At 36.7% G+C, this 18,894-nt stretch carries 18 protein-coding genes; 4 read left to right on the top strand and 14 right to left on the bottom strand.

Translation table 11 applies throughout. The features are described 5' to 3' along the window. Window positions 1-61: 61 nt before the first annotated feature. From ACE3RB_RS15590 to ACE3RB_RS15575, 4 genes are all read right to left on the bottom strand, one after another. On the bottom strand, window positions 62-721 hold the full coding sequence (locus ACE3RB_RS15590; protein ID WP_374465045.1) for a hypothetical protein: 660 nt from the start codon (window positions 719-721) through the stop codon (window positions 62-64). Window positions 722-770: 49 nt separating this feature from the next. Beyond that, window positions 771-3,017: a carboxypeptidase-like regulatory domain-containing protein gene (locus tag ACE3RB_RS15585; protein WP_374465044.1), complete on the bottom strand. Its 2,247-nt coding sequence runs from the start codon at window positions 3,015-3,017 to the stop codon at window positions 771-773. A gap of 92 nt (window positions 3,018-3,109) precedes the next feature. Then, on the bottom strand, window positions 3,110-4,033 hold the full coding sequence (locus ACE3RB_RS15580) for a GyrI-like domain-containing protein (protein ID WP_374465043.1): 924 nt from the start codon (window positions 4,031-4,033) through the stop codon (window positions 3,110-3,112). A 68-nt stretch (window positions 4,034-4,101) separates the two neighbouring features. Further along, entirely contained in the window at window positions 4,102-4,770 is a 669-nt protein-coding gene (locus ACE3RB_RS15575; protein WP_374465042.1) for a 4'-phosphopantetheinyl transferase superfamily protein, read from the bottom strand. Between the two features lie 193 nt (window positions 4,771-4,963). On the opposite strand from ACE3RB_RS15575, the gene ACE3RB_RS15570 reads away from it, so the two are divergent. Continuing rightward, a complete protein-coding gene (locus tag ACE3RB_RS15570) occupies window positions 4,964-5,467 on the top strand; it encodes a superoxide dismutase family protein (protein ID WP_374465041.1) in 504 nt (167 codons plus the stop codon). Between the two features lie 52 nt (window positions 5,468-5,519). Here ACE3RB_RS15570 and ACE3RB_RS15565 read toward each other — a convergent pair whose 3' ends face one another. Next, window positions 5,520-7,649 carry a carboxy terminal-processing peptidase gene (locus tag ACE3RB_RS15565; protein ID WP_374465040.1) on the bottom strand — a complete coding sequence of 710 codons (2,130 nt, stop codon included), beginning with the start codon at window positions 7,647-7,649 and terminating at the stop codon, window positions 5,520-5,522. 341 nt (window positions 7,650-7,990) lie between these two features. Here ACE3RB_RS15565 and ACE3RB_RS15560 point away from each other — a divergent pair, with 341 nt between their 5' ends. Continuing rightward, the gene (locus ACE3RB_RS15560) at window positions 7,991-8,161 is read left to right on the top strand and encodes a lmo0937 family membrane protein (RefSeq protein WP_374465039.1); all 171 of its coding nucleotides are present in this window, start codon (window positions 7,991-7,993) and stop codon (window positions 8,159-8,161) included. 385 nt (window positions 8,162-8,546) lie between these two features. Next, the gene (surE, locus tag ACE3RB_RS15555) at window positions 8,547-9,335 is read left to right on the top strand and encodes a 5'/3'-nucleotidase SurE (protein ID WP_374465038.1); all 789 of its coding nucleotides are present in this window, start codon (window positions 8,547-8,549) and stop codon (window positions 9,333-9,335) included. Window positions 9,336-9,387: 52 nt separating this feature from the next. Here the strand turns inward: surE and ACE3RB_RS15550 are convergent, their stop codons facing one another. From ACE3RB_RS15550 to ACE3RB_RS15540, 3 genes are read right to left on the bottom strand one after another with little or no spacing between them, the layout of a single operon-like run. After that, entirely contained in the window at window positions 9,388-10,791 is a 1,404-nt protein-coding gene (locus ACE3RB_RS15550; RefSeq protein ID WP_374465037.1) for a radical SAM protein, read from the bottom strand. A 10-nt stretch (window positions 10,792-10,801) separates the two neighbouring features. Then, window positions 10,802-11,038, bottom strand: a complete 237-nt coding sequence (locus ACE3RB_RS15545) for a hypothetical protein (protein ID WP_374465036.1) — start codon at window positions 11,036-11,038, stop codon at window positions 10,802-10,804. Then, entirely contained in the window at window positions 11,035-11,790 is a 756-nt protein-coding gene (locus tag ACE3RB_RS15540; RefSeq protein WP_374465035.1) for a prolipoprotein diacylglyceryl transferase, read from the bottom strand. The genes ACE3RB_RS15545 and ACE3RB_RS15540 overlap by 4 nt, the downstream gene beginning before the upstream one ends. Window positions 11,791-11,851: 61 nt before the next feature. Between ACE3RB_RS15540 and ACE3RB_RS15535 the strand changes: the two genes are divergently transcribed. After that, window positions 11,852-12,892: a GMP reductase gene (locus ACE3RB_RS15535; protein ID WP_374465034.1), complete on the top strand. Its 1,041-nt coding sequence runs from the start codon at window positions 11,852-11,854 to the stop codon at window positions 12,890-12,892. A 34-nt stretch (window positions 12,893-12,926) separates the two neighbouring features. Here ACE3RB_RS15535 and ACE3RB_RS15530 read toward each other — a convergent pair whose 3' ends face one another. The 6 genes from ACE3RB_RS15530 to ACE3RB_RS15505 form a co-directional block, all read right to left on the bottom strand. Beyond that, a complete protein-coding gene (locus tag ACE3RB_RS15530) occupies window positions 12,927-14,228 on the bottom strand; it encodes a DUF6056 family protein (protein ID WP_374465062.1) in 1,302 nt (433 codons plus the stop codon). Window positions 14,229-14,248: 20 nt separating this feature from the next. Next, entirely contained in the window at window positions 14,249-14,992 is a 744-nt protein-coding gene (gene fabG / locus ACE3RB_RS15525; protein ID WP_374465033.1) for a 3-oxoacyl-[acyl-carrier-protein] reductase, read from the bottom strand. Window positions 14,993-15,166: 174 nt separating this feature from the next. Further along, window positions 15,167-16,048, bottom strand: coding sequence for a WG repeat-containing protein (locus ACE3RB_RS15520; protein WP_374465032.1), 882 nt, complete (start codon window positions 16,046-16,048; stop codon window positions 15,167-15,169). Between the two features lie 167 nt (window positions 16,049-16,215). Continuing rightward, on the bottom strand, window positions 16,216-16,674 hold the full coding sequence (locus tag ACE3RB_RS15515; RefSeq protein WP_374465031.1) for a hypothetical protein: 459 nt from the start codon (window positions 16,672-16,674) through the stop codon (window positions 16,216-16,218). Between the two features lie 6 nt (window positions 16,675-16,680). Beyond that, a complete protein-coding gene (gene rsmI / locus ACE3RB_RS15510) occupies window positions 16,681-17,355 on the bottom strand; it encodes a 16S rRNA (cytidine(1402)-2'-O)-methyltransferase (protein ID WP_002982053.1) in 675 nt (224 codons plus the stop codon). A gap of 2 nt (window positions 17,356-17,357) precedes the next feature. Then, complete coding sequence (locus ACE3RB_RS15505; RefSeq protein ID WP_374465030.1) at window positions 17,358-18,824, bottom strand: hypothetical protein; 1,467 nt, start codon at window positions 18,822-18,824, stop codon at window positions 17,358-17,360. Between the last annotated feature and the right edge of the window lie 70 nt (window positions 18,825-18,894).

The raw sequence follows: 18,894 nt of genomic DNA, 5'->3' as shown, positions 1-18,894 counted from the left end.
CTGAATGGTATAAAAAAACCTTCACAAATGAAGGTTGATTTTTACTTAAAAGAATAGAAAACTATTTTGCTTTTTCTGCAGGCAAGGTAAGGAAATAATCTGCTTCAGCTTTTCCCCAGTTAGGATCTAAAACAGTTTTGGGTTTGTAGGCTTTAAATTTTGCCTGAGCATCTTTAAACATTTCCAATCCCTTCGTTATACTGCCTCCGTACTGTTCAGGAGTAAAATACATATCTTCTGCCTTGATCAGGGCAATTCTCGGATTCGAAGGATCTAATTTCTCTGCAACATTAAGCTCTTCTGCTGCTCTTGCACCGTCTGTCATGTAACGCTGGGCAGGATTTACCATCATTCTCAGAGAATAAGACACTTTTCTCAACAGATGTATTTCCGCATTATCAGTTCCGGCAAGGTTCTGAGCCATTGAAAGGTGCTTCTCCGCCTGATCAGCGATAACATCAAGCTCCTGCATTTTCCCCTCTCTCATCAGGACTCTTCCTTTCTGAATTAAAGAAAAAGCAGCGTAGTATGCCGGAAGCCATTTCGAGCTTTCTTTGCTTCCTATTCTCTGGAAGTCATTAGACAGAGCCTGGAAGTCTTCCGGTGTTTTACAGGTTTCTATCCTGGCGATTTTATCAGACATTATTTTGCCGTAATCTGCCTGTGCAAAAGCAGTTAAGCTCATAAAAGCTAAAGCAAAGCTTAAAAGGTATTTTTTCATGATTCAAATTTTAAAAGTTAGTGATGTTTGTGGGTCCTAAGTTATGTTTTTATAAATTATTATTGATAGCATCATCTGTTTTGTCTACTCCAAAACTTATAAATGCTCCTATGAATACAAAAGTATTGACCGGCGGCACAATTGCGGAGCTCCTGGAGCCATCTGCCGAAAAATTATAGCCATATACATTTTTTGATCCTAAAATATTACTGATACTCAGCACAAATACGGGAAAAGATTTCGCATCCTTTTTACCGATGTTCGGAAGATAATTGATACTGAAATTCAATGCGTTGTAATCTTTCAATCTACCTTCATTACGGGTATAATTAATCACTTCCCCATTATTAACCTTAGAAGCAATGTCATAATAAGGGCGTCCTTTCGCATAGGTATAAGACAGGTTTACCCCTAATTTCCATTCCGGAATAAATCTTTTTGCCACTGCTGAAAGCGTATGTTCTGCTGCAAAGCCCGGCTGCAGGCTCACAGGATAATTCAGGAAATCTCTTTTTGAATCCAGATACGAGTAACTGATCCAGTAATCAATATTTTCAAATGTTTTTTTATTATCTCTCCAGAAAAACTCCAGTCCTTTGGCATATCCGTATCCATTATTGTTCAATGCAGTCTGGATCTGCTGATTCTGCTCTTTATCCTGGGTTATATTGAAGGTTTTGATCAACTGATCATATTTTTTGTAAAACGCTTCAAAACGTAATGTTCTGCCTTCTGATGCCCTCTGAACCTGGAAGATATAATGCTGAGACTTCTGAAAACCAAGATTTGCAGGCCCGTTGATGTATTTACTTTCCGGATTCTGATAAAAAAGTCCGTAAGCTAGCGAAGTGGTCCAGTCTTTTGCCAGACGATAAGCAATCGCAAAACGTGGTGCAATATTGCTCTTTCCTAAGAATGATGAATGTTCTGTTCTTACTCCAATTTTCGCGGACAAAGCATTGCTGAAGCCAAGATCTGTTTCCACAAAAGCTGATGAGATTAAATCCTTGTAATGCTTTTGTACGGCTTCAAAATTCAGATTTTCATCGGTATTATTAAGCTCAAAACCTCCCCTTACCGCACTGATTCTGTTGATTTTTCTTTCAAGAACTGCTTTAAAATTCAGGTAATTTCCATCAGTCAGAAGCTGGCTCCTGTTGGATTCGACATCATTGGTTTCTGTAGAAAAATGAAGATCCGACCTGTTATAAGAGTAAGAACCACCCACATTCAGCAGATATTTTCCAAACTTTTGTTTAAAAGAGAGATTATGAAAAGTGTTTTTACCATTAAGCTTTACCAGACTGAACTCATATCCGGGTTCAAGACTTTCCGACCTTACACCCATTCTATTGGAATTGAACATTCCGTAATATTTAAAAAATCCTCCTGATTTTGTTTTAAATCTGAAATTCAGGTCTCCATTAAAACCTTGTGGTGCCTCAACAAAATCTGTATTAAAATTAAAAACTTTCTGCATCAGGCTTAAAAGAGAATATCCTGCTGTAGCCCCGTAGGAATAGTTTTTATGATCTGATAACTTTTGAAACCCGGCATTCAGGAAAATAGGTGAAATCCCAACATTATAAGAAGTTTCATCCGGAAGATCAACACTTTCCAACATCAATGCTCCTGAAAGGGCTTGCCCATACAGTGCTGAATAGCCACCACTTGAAAATATATTGCCTTTAAAAAGAGAGGTATTGAACTGATCTCTTCCTGCAATTCCCGGAACCGAATTGGAAAAATAATTGTTAATAAGACTTCCGTCCATAAAAATTTTAGACTCCGTTCCCGTACCTCCTCTGATGAAAAGGCCTTCTGTTCCGCCTACTTTTTGTACCCCGGGAAGATAAGTCAGTGCTGAAGAAATCTGCCCGTCGGCTCCTGCTGTGGTATAAATATCAATGGGAGTAAGCAGTGCTGTTGCTCTTTTCTTATCGCTGGCTTCAATAGATCCGGCAGAAACAACAACTGCATCAATTTCGCTGATCTGTTCTTTAAGGTCAACATTCAAAGAGACATCCTGATTTTCAATAGAAACCGGTCTTTCTACGTTTTCATATTTCGGATGGGTAAAAGTAATGATATGAGCTCCTTTTTCTGAAGTTTCAAATGTAAAATTACCCTGAGCATCTGTAGTTGTCCCGTCGTAAGTATCTTTAAGTGTTACATTTACCTCAGCGACTCCTTTGTTTTTGAAGGAAACTTTTCCCGATATTTTCACCTGAGAATATGCCATGATGGAAGCGATCAGGAAAAAAAGAACTAGTATGTTTTGTCCTTGTGTTTTCATTTTTATTGTTTTCTGGATCAAAAATAGCACAGTAAATGCCTTCCTGTAAAAAAATTGTTACCGAAAGGCATTCTTTTGCTACCGAATGGTAATTAATGAACCGGGATACAAAAATCCACAATCATTTTTCCTTCCGGATGTTCTTTAAAGTTTGAGTGATAGATTTCATAGGGAAAGGTCCTCCTGATCGTGTAATGGTGCTCATTCATCCATAAAAACAAAGAGACCCAGCATTGCTCAAAGTCATTCAGGGTAACTTCACCACTTCCTACAATGTATTTTCCGGCATCTAAAGTTTCCGCAAAAACTTCTCCTTCCTGCTTCTGTAGTTTTTCATCCAGAAGCATGCAGGCGTGAATCCTGACTTTATCAAGAGGGGTTATTTTGCAGCTGTCATGATAAACGGAAATCATTTTTACATTCTCTTTAGGAAAAAGATTCTTCTTTACCGCCCAGTCTACCAATACATTGAAAGAAGGCTCTACATTGGCTATTCCAAGGCTCATTACGGATGCCAGATGCATTTCCGGCATTTCTTTTACTTCGATTTTTAAATTCATTTTCGTCCAGTTTAACAGGTTCTCGATGTTGCAAATGTATTGGCTGAAAACCGTATCAACTTGTCCGTTCTTGCTCTGCTTCTGTAAAATCCTGTGAAATTTTTCCGGTGCCGACCTCCTGAATTCCGTAGGAGCTAACCCATAGTGTTTCTTGAATGTTTTGCAGAAAGCAGAATGACTGGAGAATCCGAGATCCCAGTAGATATCCCTGATCTCCATACTTTTATGCAAGGCAAGATGGAGAGCACTTTTTTCTATTTTCTTCCTGATAATATAGTTCTGAAGAGTTTCTCCTGTGACCAGCTTAAATATTCTATGAAAATGAAACGGAGAATAGGCACTTACCTCTGAAACTTTCTCCAGAGACAAATCCGTATCAAAATGATCATCAATATATTGTATTGTTTTTACAATCCGTTTTTTATATTCTTCCAATTCAAAAGTATATGCGTACAAAGATATTTTTTCAGGCTGAGATTTGTTTGTCTATTATTGCTATTCTCAGAAATTTCTACATTCATCAGTTATAAAACAGCTTCTTCCCAATGTTTAAAAAGAGGAACAGCACTTTTAATTTCCGGATCTGAAGAGGCGATATATCCGTGGTAGTCTTCATGAATAAAAACCTCTCTGGTAAAGAATTTTTCTCCTTCAATAATGCACTCGTTATTTGCTATTTCGAAAGATTCCAGGGGAATCATCATTCCTGCTCCATGCGCTTTGATTACAGCTTCCTTTCTTGCCCAATAGGCGAAAAATCCTTTTACTTTGTCTTCAGCATTTTGAATTTCAAGAAGTTCCCTGTCTGTCATCTGAAATATAAAATCCTGATAGCTGATCTTCGGATCATTAAATTCCACATCTATTCCCAAAGGATATTCCGCAATGGCACAGGCAACCAGATCTTTGGAATGTGATATATTAAAATGAAGATGCTGCTCCTTCAGATAAGGTTTTTTGTTAGGGAGAATGCCCACTTCTATATCAGAGATATTATAATAAGTTTTCAATCCGTATTGTAAAAGAACTTTTCCCAATAAAGAAAGCTGTGCATCCTGCCATCTTCTGTATCTCAGGATAGCCTGTTGAGTTTCCGGAGAAAAACCGGACATGTATCTGTCCAGAAAAAACTGATGTTTTTCTTCGCTGATAAAAGTGTACAGAATGACCATGTTTGTATATAATAATTCCATGTTAAAAATAAGCTTTTTCAGGGCTGTTTTTAAAGCCGTTAGCAATCTTGATCATAAGTTTTCTATGAGCTTGAATAAAACAGAAGGAATAAAGCCGTAATACGCAGTATCTTTTGAAAAAAGACCGGAATCATAAAGCGCATTGGAAAATCTTTTTTATTTTTATAGTAAAATCACTTTAAATCATTTAAAAATGAAAGTACAAACATTAGCATTACTGGCAGGGTGTGCATTTTTAGCAGCATCATGCGGAACTACAAAAACGTACTCTATAAATGCCAAAAGCGGAACACAGACAGGAGGAACAGCGAAGTTTACCCAAAACGGAAGTGAGGTAACCATGAAGCTGGATGTCACCAATCTTACTCCCGGAATCCATGCCGTACACATCCATGAAAAAGGAGACTGCTCTGCAGCAGACGGAACTTCTACAGGCGGACACTGGAATCCCTCCAAGAATGATCATGGTAAATGGGGAGCTGAACATTTCCATATGGGAGATATTGGAAACCTGGTTGCTGACCAGAACGGGACTGCAACATTGACTTTCAAAACAGACAAATGGTGTCTGGGCTGTACAGATGAGTCTAAAAACATTATCGGAAAAGGTCTTATTGTACATGCAGCAGCAGATGACTTCCATACTCAGCCTACAGGAAATGCAGGAGGAAGAGTAGGATGTGTAGAAATTAAATAATTTACTTCAATAAAAAAACCGCTAACCTTTTTGATTAGCGGTTTTTTTATGGTTAGGATTTAGCTCCCATATCTGATACAATATTCATTGCTTCCTGCAGGTAAAGATCCTTTTTCAGATTCTTAATCCACATTTCAGATTTTTTCTTGAAAGCTTCATCTTTTTTCTCTCTTTCAATTTCACTTGGATACATGATAAACTGAAGTCCGTTCTCAAATTTTGTCAATGCCTTGAACTTTTCGATCTGAGATTTTCTGTTCTTCATCAGTTCGTTGAACTTCGTTATATTCAGCGTAATGTTTTCTTCTTTATCCAGCTTTTCTCTCCACTGGGCAGATTCTAACAACAACTGATAATTGCTGTTTTTAGCCATTCTGTCAGCACTTGCTTTTTCCAGGGCCTGAATATTGAAATAGTTCAGTTTCTGGAATTTTGTAGGGGAAATTTTATCCCATGCCAATGCATAATCATCATATCGCTCTCCTACCTCAGCATAGGTAAAGAAGTCTTTCATCTGGATATCGGATACAATCCCTTTTCTCTGGGTAGATTCTCCTGTAATCCTGTAGAATTTCTGGATAGTCAGTTTTAAGGATCCGAAATCATCTTCTGTATTCAGGAATCTGTTCAGATCAACAAAAGTCTGTACGGTTCCTTTTCCGAAAGACTGAGGAGACCCGATGATCATTGCTCTTCCATAATCCTGCATTACTCCCGCAAGAATTTCTGAAGCGGATGCAGAAAGTTCATTTTGCATGATTACCAGCGGACCAGTCCAGATAGGCGTTTCATTTTTATTTTTAAGCGTCTGTATTTTTCCGTTTCCGTCTTTCACCTGAACATAAGGTCCTGCTTCCATGAAAAGGCCCATAATATCTCCTACTTCAGTTAAAGATCCTCCACCGTTATTTCTAAGATCGAGAATGATTCCTTCAATATTCTGGGCTTTAAGCTTAACAATCTCATTCTTAATGTCATCAGAAGCATTTCTTCCTTTTGCATTTTCAAAATCCGCATTAAAGCTTGGAAGGTTGATGAAACCATATTTCTTACCGTTTGGAGCATTAACAACGATGCTTCTTGCAAAAGTATCCTCAATAGCAACCTCTTCACGAATCATGGTTACATCTTTAATGGTACCGTCTTTTTTCTGAACCGTTAAGGTTACCGGCGTTCCTTTTTCACCTCTGATCAGCCTTACTGCCTCATCAGAAAGCATTCCTACAACATTTACCGCATCTTCCTTCGGTTTGGATCTTACTTTCAGGATTTTATCACCTTCTGAAAGCTGTTTAGACTTCCATGCCGGTGCACCAATAGTAAGAGCTCCCAGGTAAAGGTTTCCTTTTTTCTCCTGAATCAATGCCCCGATACCGATTACTTTTCCGGTAAACTGGGTATCAAAGTCTTCTTTATCTTTTGGAGAATAGTAGTTGGTATGTGGATCAAATACTTCTGTATATGCATTCATATACACCGTAAACCAATCCATTTTTTTTCTCTTTTTGAATCTGGTAAAGGTATCTTTTACAAGATCTTTTACTTCATCTGTAGCTTTTTTGATCTTTTCCTCCTGAGTAAGCACCTTCAGTTTGATGGTGTCTTTCAGTTTGAATTTCTGAACAGAATCTTTCTTTTCTTTCTGAGCTTCTTCCTTACTGTTCATCGATTCAACTTCCTGAAGGATATTGTATTTGATGAATTTTTTCCACTCGTTATACTGTTCCTGTTTGTTGGCAGGTACTTTTTTTAGTTTTGGCTCAAGGGTAAGGGTTTCATCTTCCTGAAGATTGATTGGTTTACTGAAGATATCCTGTGTGATTTTATCGATTTCATCCACTCTCTGGTATAATCTGTCAATGGTAAGTTTATAGAATGTCAGATCACCTTGTCCTATATAATCATCAAGCTTTGTTTCATGCTTGCTGAATTCGTCCATATCAGATTGCAGGAAATATCTTTTTGCCGGGTCTACCAATTCGAAATAATGCTTATAAACGTCCTTCGAATAGGCATCATTGATAGTTTTTGGGCTATAATGCAGATAAGAAAGTGTATTTTTTACGCTCACCATTATTGTCTGCATCTTTTCATCGTCATTCTTTGGCGAGTTGAAACAAAACATTAGACTGGTTAATGGAATCAGGAGTAAAAATTTATTCAGTTTGAAATTTTTCCACATAAACTGTCTTTATTTATTAATTTTTTTAAAATAAGTATAATAATTAGTAGCAGTAAGTTTGGTACTGTTACAAATGATCAAATTTAATACCTTATTTACAAATATCGACAGTTTTGGTCATTTTTATTTAAAGAGATTTGCAAATAATCAAAACAGTGTTAGCCGTTTCCTGCTGTCAGGCAGTTTCAATCCAAAACCAGATTATTTTATTTCTTTTTACGATGTTTTTTCCCAATTTTTTTCATTAAAAATCGCAAAACAGGTACCACAAAAATCTGTTTTCAACCATTAAGGCATAAAATATGATGGTATTGATGTATACAAATTCAAAATATTAAGTTATGAAAAGTTTACTATGGTTAGTCGCAGTTATCTGCATCTTCGTTTGGCTTTTAGGAATGTTAGGAATAGTTCCGGGTATGAGTACCGGCTATTTAATTCATGTCTTACTGGTTATTGCCATTGTTGTTATTCTTTATAACATTATTTCCGGCAGAAAACCACTTGATTAATTCTTTTTCAAATCACTTAACAAAAACATCAGTCATTACAGGTGTTTTTCCTCAGAATTTCAGATTCCTGCTGGAAAAGCATCTGTAAATTTTTAAGATAAACTGATGAATAATGACACCGGTCACAAAAGATTCTTTCTTTTCAAAATATTTATTTCATTTTACTTTTCTGAACATTGTATTTTCTAATAATCCGGTTTCCAACCTTATTTTATGATTAAAACAGGTGAAACTCAATTTTGATTTTAAAGAAATCAATACTGCATCTGCTGTTTTATCGCGTCTTATTTTTACCTACATTTGATGTGTTGAAAATCTATCTGTTCCATTCTTAAAATGAACAGACTCACACTATTATTTGAATAAAAAAAATTAAAGATAATTTATGGAAAGACCACTTATTCTGGTTACTAATGATGATGGAATTACAGCTCCCGGTATCAGAAATCTTGTAAATTTTATGAATGAAATCGGAGAAGTAGTTGTTGTAGCACCCAATTCTCCTCAAAGTGGAAAAGGCCACGCTATTACCATTAATTCTACCTTAAGCTACGAAGAAGTTACCCTGGATGGCCCTCAAACTGATTTTTCGTGCAGCGGAACTCCTGTAGACTGTGTAAAAATGGCTCTTGATAAAATTCTGAAAAGAAGACCTGATATTGTTGTTTCAGGAATCAATCACGGGGCAAACTCTTCTATCAATGTCATCTATTCAGGAACCATGTCGGCTGCAGTAGAAGCAGGTGTGGAAGGTATTCCTGCTATCGGATTTTCATTACTTGATTTCAGCTGGGAAGCAGATTTTACCCAGGCTAAAGAATTTATTCAGAATATCGTAAGAAGAACTCTGGAAAACCCAATGCCCAGAGGAATTGTACTGAACGTCAATATTCCTAAACTTCCGGCCGAAGAAATAAAAGGTGTAAAAGTATGTAAACAGGCGCATGCCAAATGGGAAGAAAGCTTTGACGAGAGAATCAATCCTCATGGTAAAAAATATTACTGGCTGACCGGATATTTCAACAATATGGATGATTCTGAGGATGCTGACGAAACAGCATTGGCTAACGGATATATTTCGATTGTCCCGGTAAAGTTTGACCTTACAGCATACGAATACATGAAAACGCTGGAAGAGGTGATGACTTTTGAAGATGTAAAAGAAGTAAAATAACGAAGAGATAATAAAAGCGTGAAATCAGATTTCACGCTTTGTTTTTATACTGTTAAAATAATACTTTATCTTCTTTTCTGAGCTCTTCCAGATAAGCCTTTTTCTCATCCCTGTAAAAAAGGTTCATCGTTTCAAAAGGGATTAACTTCAGGTCTTTATTGACAATATGTACGCATGATTTTTTCACTGCCCTTACATCAAAATCATGCGCATCCATAAAGTTCATGATAATTATTCTGAAAAGGTTATCATAATCAAGATCCGGAGCACACACTTCTGGCAGACAGCACAGTAACTGATTAACTTTAGGCTGGACTTTATCTACGGAAATCCCGGTACTGAATATATCCAGCAGCTGCATATGCAATCCCTTATCCTGTTCGTAAACAATGGTATTCCTTGATTCATTATTCAGAAGATCGGCCGGATTGATGTATCGGGTTAGCGGAATAGTTTCACCCTGAAGTTTTAAGATATATCCCATTGCCAGGGCATCCGGGTTACAGGGAACAGGGATAATATCATCAGGATTTAATAACGGAAACTGATCGATAATTTCCTGCCTTACCTCAGTTAAGGTAATTTTTTCATGGGCAGAATCTTCCCGGTTTCTTCCGGCAATTTCAACAGGCTGGAAGGTAATTCCTCTTACACATTTCTGTTTCAGGGCAAACTCTATAATTTTTCCTATTTCATCAATATTTTTACCTTTTTGAAGGACAATCACCAATGTGGTAGAAAGATTAAGCTCATTGAGTTTTTCCAGTGCTTTCATTCTGACTGCCGTAAGATCCTTCCCTCTGAAATCTTCCAGAACTTCAGGTTTAAATGAATCAAACTGAAGGTATATCTCAAACTCAGGAGCGTATGTTGCCAATTGTTCAGCAAATCCCGGATCATTGGCTATTCTGATTCCGTTCGTATTCAGCATCAGATGTTTGATTGGTTTTGACTTGGCAATATCCATAATTTTGAAAAACTCCGGATGAATGGTGGGCTCTCCTTCACTGATCTGCACTACATCCGGCTCTCCTTCATTTTTTACGATAACATCAAACATAGCCTCAATTTCTTCCAGGCTTCTGTGACTTCCATAGTGAGGTGAGGACATCGCATAACAGGTCGGACAGGTCAGATTACAGCGATCTGTAACTTCTACAATAGAAAGACAGCTATGCTGTTCATGATCTACACATAGTCCGTAATCATAAGGACAGCCATATTCCACATCGGTTCCGAAATGAAGAGGCATTTCAGAGGCTTTATTATAGTTTCTTATATTTTTATAATAATGTACATCAGAAGCTATTTTTATTTTAAAAAAACCATGATCCGGACATCGTTTGGTCATAAAAACAGCTTCATCCTCAATAATGATTTTGGCTCCTACCCTTTTAAGGCATTCCGGGCAAAGGCTGATGGTATAATCGTAATAGGTATAATTTCTTACTGGCATAGCAAATTTTTTAAAGTCTTCCGCAGATATAACCGCTGATTAGTCCACAGATCAGAAGGGATATAAGCATGGTCTGGATAAATTGTTTTTTGGTGAATTTCCGGTCTCCCTTTCTTTCGTAAATAAGTTTAGTGATAACTGTGACAATAAGGGAAAGAACCAGTGCAACCAAAATAATAGCACCAACAATCACTACCACTACTCCAGCCAGATTGAGATTGCCTTCTAAAATAGTTAATGTTTTCATTTTGACTCTTTTAAATATAAAGACCTGGTATTTTTGATTTTATAAATGTAGTAAATAATTACACAGATACAGACTATTTGAATGGTACCCATATTTTCTACGATTTCTACCCTTGGTTTTATAAAATCTAAAAAGAATCTGAATGTAAAATAGCTGAGCATAAACAGCTGAAAAATAAAGCCGGAAGGGTATTTCTTACGATTTTGAATATACTTTAATCCTATCCAGAGAAAGATTAAAAAGGCTATTTCATACAAAGCAACAGGATGCCTGAGATATTGGTCTCCCAAATGCATTCCAAAAACAGAATCAGTAGGAATACCATATGTTTCTTCACCAATACCGGTAAGAAAACACCCTATTCTGCCTATAATCATGGCCAGCATCAGTGGAAAAACAATAAGATCTCCCGTACTTTCTTTATGATGTACTATCTTTTTTGCCAGCTCTACACCCAATAAGCCAAAAGCCAACCCTCCTGCAATGGTATTGTTTGACCAGAACTTTCTGACAGAAAAATTTTCAAATAATGCATAAGGATTTTCAAGATTACCGATCAGCTTGGAACCTATTAAAGCTCCGGCAGTAGCGCCTATTAAAACCGCGGCAGAAGTATTGAAAGAAAGTTTTTCCTTTGACTTACGTTTCAGATAAAAATAATATCTCATGCCTAAAAACATCCCGGCAGCCTCAAAAAGCGGATGCGCAAGGATTGTTTTGCCGAAAATATGAAATGTTACAGGAAAATCCATTATTTCAAAAATACACTATTTCATATTATTCACTACCTTTATTCTGACAAATAATTACAAAATGCGTATAGAATATGACATAAAACTGGGGTTCAAGGATGTAATGTTCCGCCCTAAGCGTTCTACTTTAAAATCCCGTTCGGAAGTTGATCTCCAAAGAGAATTTACCTTTAAGCATACCAAGAAAAAATGGACAGGAGTTCCGGTAATTGCTGCTAATATGGATACGGTAGGGACTTTTGAAATGGCAGTAGAACTGGCCAAAGAAAAAATTATTACGGCGATTCATAAACATTATACTCCTGAGGAATGGAGCGAGTTTCTCAACAGTCAGCCTGAAAGTATTCACCAATATATTGCCTTAAGTACAGGAACAGGAAAGGCAGATGAAGAAAAAATAAGGCTGATCCTCGAAAAGCATCCAAAAATTGAGTTTCTCTGTATAGATGTAGCCAATGGGTATTCTGAGCATTTCGTTGAATTTGTGAAGAAAGCAAGGGCTAATTTTCCGGATAAAATTATTATCGCAGGAAATGTGGTTACCGGAGAAATGGTGGAAGAGCTTCTTCTGGTAGGAGCAGATATCATAAAAGTAGGTATTGGCCCGGGGTCCGTATGTACTACCAGAGTAAAAACCGGAGTGGGATATCCTCAGCTTTCCGCAATTATTGAATGTGCTGATGCTGCCCACGGCTTAGGAGGACATATCATTGCCGACGGAGGTTGCAAAGTTCCCGGTGATGTTGCAAAAGCCTTCGGTGGCGGTGCAGATTTCGTAATGCTGGGCGGAATGTTTGCCGGGCACGATGAAAGCGGTGGAGAAATGATTGAAGAAAACGGTAAAAAATACCGCCTTTTCTATGGAATGAGCTCGAAAACAGCAATGGATAAGCATTCCGGAGGTGTGGCAGAATACCGTGCTTCTGAAGGAAAAACAGTGAAAGTTGCTTATAAGGGTCCAGTTTCTGAAACGGTAAAGGATATTTTAGGAGGCGTCCGGTCTACATGTACCTATGTAGGAGCTTCAAAACTGAAAGAGCTTTCCAAACGGACTACTTTTATAAGGGTTCAGGAACAGGAGAACCAAGTTTTTAAAGATTAATAAACAAAGGCTTTAGATAATAATTCTAAAGCCTTTATTCTTTTGTTCTGATGTATTTTTTATTGAAATACTTCTGAAGCTGATCATTTACGTAAGTCTCCTGTTCTTTTACAGAAGCCATTTCATCCATATATAAAACTCTCGGAACCTCTTTTATCTTATCCACCACAACTGAGTCTTTAGGAGAGTTTCTGATGGTATTTGTTCTTTGGTTCATTTCTCTTTCATATTCTTTCAGATCTGTATCCAGAACTTCCATTATTATATTTTCATTATTAAAATCAATATTAAAGTAAGAATATTTTGCGGGGAAAATTTTGAGCTCCGGAAGGAAAACAATGAGAAGGGAAAGCCACCAGAATTTTTTAATCTTTTCCCATTTAAAATATAATAACAATGAAAAAGTAAGCAGAAAATAAAAAAGTATGCTTTCGAACTGTCTTGCAACAGAGGTGAGAATATAGCTTGTAAATAACAAAGGAATCAATGAGACTGACCAGAATAAAACAGCTTTCCTATATGTAACCTTACCAGCAATCTTTTTAAGCTCTTCTTCAAAAACCTTTATAAATAATGGAAGTATAAGAATAACCTTAAATACTACATATGCAGTATCCGCCCCGAAAAGAGCGGCTCTTTTCAGCCATTTAACAATTCCATTTTCCACTTCGCCCATTCTGTTGAAATTTCCGGGTGCAAGAAAGCACACAAGCAGAAATACGGTTCCCAGCAGTGCCAAAGTCAAGCTTTCTTTATTGCGTTTCTGGTAACAGGCCACTAATAAAAGTCCTTCAAGAATCAATGCCAGAATCTCATTAGATCCCATCAGAATAATGATCAGCAAGGCTGAAAGATAAAACCATATCTTCCTGTCTGTATCCTCATATTTTTTGAAAAAATAAAGTAAAATCCCCGATAAAATAACAGGAACGAAATAAACATTAGCCCCTGTAATCCAGAAATAATGTTCCGGTAAGCTTACCAGAAGCACTGTATAAAAGAAAAACAAAAGAAATCCTTTTTTAACGGACTCCCTTAGAGAATAGTTGAAATACTCTTTAAAGTTTAATATTGAAACTCCAATGAAAGAGAGGACCAAAAAGACAGGATATATTTTGGGGACAATATTATTGCTGTCATAAAAGACAGGATTAAACATATTAATGGAATATCCGAAATATCTTCCGCCCCATTGTGTATAGGTGTCTATAAAGCTTTGCAGCAATCCAAACTTTCTGGTAGTATAGGACCAGAAATAATCATCGGTCTGATATACATTAAAAAAACTAATGTACGTCAGACCGATGAATAGTAAAACTGACAAGAATACTACTATATTCTGTACTTTTTCATTTTCTAGGTTAACATTCCACCGTCAACGTTTAATGTCTGTCCGGTAATGTATGCCGACATTTCGCTGCCCAGGAATACACATGCATTCGCGATATCTGCAGGCTGCCCTCCTCTCTTCATCGGAATTTCTTCTCTCCATCCCTGAACTGTTTTTTCATCCAGAACTGCCGTCATTTCCGTTTCAATAAATCCAGGAGCAATAGCATTACATCTGATATTTCTAGATCCTAATTCCAATGCTACTGATTTTGTAAACCCTATTACCCCTGCTTTAGAAGCAGCATAATTGGCCTGTCCGGCATTTCCTTTCACTCCTACTACAGAAGTCATATTGATGATAGATCCTGATCTTGCTTTCATCATTGGCTTGATTACCGCTTTTGTAAGGTTGAAAACTGAATCTAAATTTACTTTGATTACTTTATCCCAATCTTCTTTGGACATTCTCAATAACAGGTTATCTTTTGTAATCCCTGCATTGTTTACCAAAATATCAATCTGCCCGAACTCTGCCATTACTTCATCCACCAATTTCTGAGCAGCATCATAATCTGATGCGTCAGACTGATATCCTTTAATTTGGGTTACAGAACTTAAAGCTGCTTCTAATTCTTTTGCTTTGTCTACAGAGCCGGCGTAGGTAAATGCTACTTTTGCCCCCTGCTGAGCAAACATTTCAGCGATACCTTTACCGATTCCTCTTGTAGCTCCGGTAATTAGTGCTACTTTTCCTTCTAATATTTTCATATCTATTGACAATTATTTTCTTTATAACTCATTCAGCTTGTGACAGCTGACTCTTGTAGTTTCTACAATTCCTTTCCGGAATTAAACGGTTTGCAAAGATATTATAAATTGTTATTCAACCCATTTAAATTGTTAAAATACTCATCTTTTTTTGATGATTATTTGATATTTTAATTATAGTTGGTCAGAATTATTTTTAAATCTGGTGAAATAAATAAAATCACTTTTTTTGTTTTGATCCAGCCTCAGTACCTCTTTCTGCCAGAAATATTTATCATACACAATTTCTTTCAGAGGCTCATTCTGGAAATTGGAAACTCCGAACTTTCCTGCTTTTTTCACTACAATTTCATTTTCAGCATTCCCGAAAGTTATGATATCTTCGTAAACAAAGGGTACAATTTCTGTTCCTTTCCCATCCAGAATGCCATAAAAATTATCATTATTCCTGCAAACCAAAGGTTTGGAGTACTGGTTAAGGGGATTAAAATATTCAACATCCTCATTCTTTATCCAGCTGATGTTTTTTAATTCTTTCAACCTTTTTCCGGCCACTGAAAAGCTGTAATATGTATTGTCTTTTCCAATAATGAGATCGTCAGGATAAAAGCCAAAAACCTGAAACCCTTCTTCTATAATATTCTTAAGATCATTATCGAGAAATTTCTCTTCATTTCCTTTTTTAAGGTAAATAAAGTCTTTTCCGGAAATGGTAAAGCTTCTTATGAAATCATATTCCTGAGGAAAAATAACCTTTCCCTCAAGGTCTACAACACCATATTTCTTTGTTTTATCGTTATAAGTACTGAAATATTTATCCGGTAAAGGATTCAGATATTGATAAGCCAGGGTATACAGCTTCCTGTCTTTCTTACTGAAAACAGTTGTTTTGCCGTTTTTACCGAAATAGACATATTCCCTTCTTCCGAAATATTCAGGAGTGATATCATTAAAAATTTCTTCGGCAATGGTAATTCCGTTTGTATCGATCAAACCATATTTGCCTGTACTTTTATTTCTGGTAATCAGATAGGGATAAGCACTGATGCTGATCACCTGTTGAGAAAATGTATGTAAGGTCTGGCCATTACTTCCAATGATTTCGCTTTGACCATCTTCATTAATGATAAGTGCTTTATCTTCTTCAAAATTGTAATCTTCTTTAAATTCCCTGGTGCTGAGCTGCTTTCCATCAAGATCATACAGGAACCACTTTTTATCTTTTAAAACAAAAATCTGTTCTTTCCTGAAAAACGGATCTTTTCTGAATAAGGAATAATTTGATTTCCGTTAAAATCAAAGACGGCTTCTGTGCTCTGCTTTGATGAAATAATCCGCTCCCTGCTCCACCAGGGTGTATTAAATTCCTGATGGTCTAACGGAATAATCTCATTTCCTTTTTCATCAATAACTGCTGATTTCCGGCTGCTTCCTTCTTCAGAATCCAGGATAAACCGGTTTTTGAAAATGTGAAAAACACTTCTCCCGGGAGATTCAAATGTAATATTGCCCAAAGAATCAATAATACCTTGTTTTTTAGATCCGGGATCGTAGGCTGTTCCGTATCCTTCAGAATAAGAACGGACCTCCTTTCCTGTTTTTTTCGACAGGATCACCTTCATATATTGATTAGTCTGTGCTGTACAGACTACAGAACATAATATAAAAACTAATTTTTTCAAGGAAAATTAAATAGAATTATTGACAATAAGAACAATCTCTCCTTTTAAAGTTTTACTTTTGGAAAACTCAATTAATTCATTGATCGTCCCACGTTTGGTTTCTTCAAATTTCTTGGAAATCTCACGGCTTAAGCTTACTTTGGTTTCTTCTCCAAAGAACTCCTTAATCTGCTCCAGAGTGGTGTTGATCTTATGGGGACTTTCGTAAAGAACAATGGTCTTTTTTTCCTCAGCAAGCTGCTTCAGTTTGGTTTGTCTTCCTTTTTTCTGAGGTAGAAATCCCGCGAATAGAAATTCATTATTAGGCAGTCCTGAAACTACAAGGGCAGGAATCAAAGCAGTAGCTCCGGGAAGGCAGATCATTTCAATATTGTTGTCTGCACCCGCTTTTGCCAGCAGATATCCGGGATCTGAAATACCTGGAGTCCCCGCATCGGTAACAATAGCGATATTCTGGCCGTTTTTAAGGTCTGCAATCACTTTTTCCGTTGCCTGATGCTCATTATGCAAATGATAAGATTTTAAAGGCTTGGAGATCTCAAAATGTTTTAAAAGCACACCGGAAGTTCTGGTGTCTTCACATAAAATATAATCAACTTCTTTCAGGACGTTTACCGCCCTGAAGGTCATATCTTCAAGGTTCCCGACAGGTGTGGGAACAAAATATAGGATTCCGCTCAAAATTATAAGAATTTATTTTCCACCAATATCCAAAGCCTCTGGGCATATTCATCCACTTTATTCCATTTTCTTTCGTAGTACAGATCGCTCAGATATTCTTTGGCTTCATCCAGTGTTCTGAACTGATTCAGCTGGTATACCGTATCATTCAGATCTGCCTGGCTTCCTTCAAAAAGCATCTTCGTGAAGGCAAGCCTGTCATTAAGATCAAGCTTAAATTCAGGTTTCAGCTTGTCTGCTTCCATGAAGTTGGTTGGAATATTGGATTTCAGGATACTTCCCGTGTCTTCCTTCACAGCCGGAGCCGGTTTTTCTTCTTTAGGAAGGTCTCTTTCCAGATGGTCGTCATCAAAAAGCGACTGAACAGCCTTCATTCCTTTGATATTGGCTAATTTTATTTTTTTCTCACGATGGTATTCTTCTAAATTTTCGAAGCTCTCATCGGAAGGATTTTTATCTGTTTCTTCGCGAACAGGTTTGTCAATTTCAACAATTTTTCTCCGGTCATAAACTTCAGCAAGGATGCTTTCTTCTTTTGTTTCTTCTGCTGAATGATCATTTTTTATCTCACTCAGAATATTTTCAACATTGGAAGTTTCTGTAGCCATCTCTCCCTGCTCTATCGAAACATTTGAAGCCACAAACTGCTCTTCACTTTCTTCGATCAGTATTTCATCTTCCAGCGTTTCACTGTCAAAAATACTTGGAATTGTCTCTGTAACTGATGTTTTGGCATCATTTACGATCGCAGAATCAACTTCTTTTTCCGATTCCTGTTCAGAAATTTTCTCTTCATCTTCTATTTCATTAAGCTGATTATTGAAAATCGCTTCTTCTTCTGTTACTTCATGGTAATACAGATCTTCATTAAGATCTTCATCTGAATCCGGTGTGGAATCTGCAAGAATTTTATCTTCATCTACAAAGTTCAGGACGGCTCTTTGCTCTGCTGATATTTCTGTTTCATCAATTTCATTCAATTGATTATTAAATACCGCTTCTTCCTGTATTTTATGATCAGAAGCCTGTTCCTCAGTATTTTCAGTGTAACTTTCTTCTACAAAACTTACGATATTTTCATGAAATTCGTTTTCTACAATTTCATTCAGCTGATTATTAAAAACCGCTTCTTCTTCAGATCCGTCTGAGAAAATTTCATTCTCATCAATTTCGTTCAGTTCATTATTGAAAATAGCTTCCTCTTCGGTCACTTCGTTTGCATCATGATGTTCTGTTTCTCCTGAAGCAAAAGAGACATACTGGCTGTCCGGGTTCTGCACCTGATTGTCTGCTACGAAGTATTCAATATTTTTTTCCAGCAGTTTCAAAAAAGAAATCCTGTTAGCAAGCTCATCCACAAGATCTTGCTTAGAAAGTAATTCGTCTATATGACTTATTTTGTCCAGATTATCAATGATATTCATGGATTCAAAAAAAATCTTTTCCTTTAAATCTTGGATATTCTGCATAATAAGATTCTTATTAAAATTGCTTACTTTTGATGTTAAAAATATACGGCTAATTTAACAAATGTTTTTA

This window comes from Chryseobacterium sp., from assembly GCF_041914225.1.
Lineage (GTDB): Bacteria > Bacteroidota > Bacteroidia > Flavobacteriales > Weeksellaceae > Chryseobacterium.
Note: the sequence above shows the minus strand (reverse complement) of the source record. Positions and strands in the feature narration are given on the sequence as shown.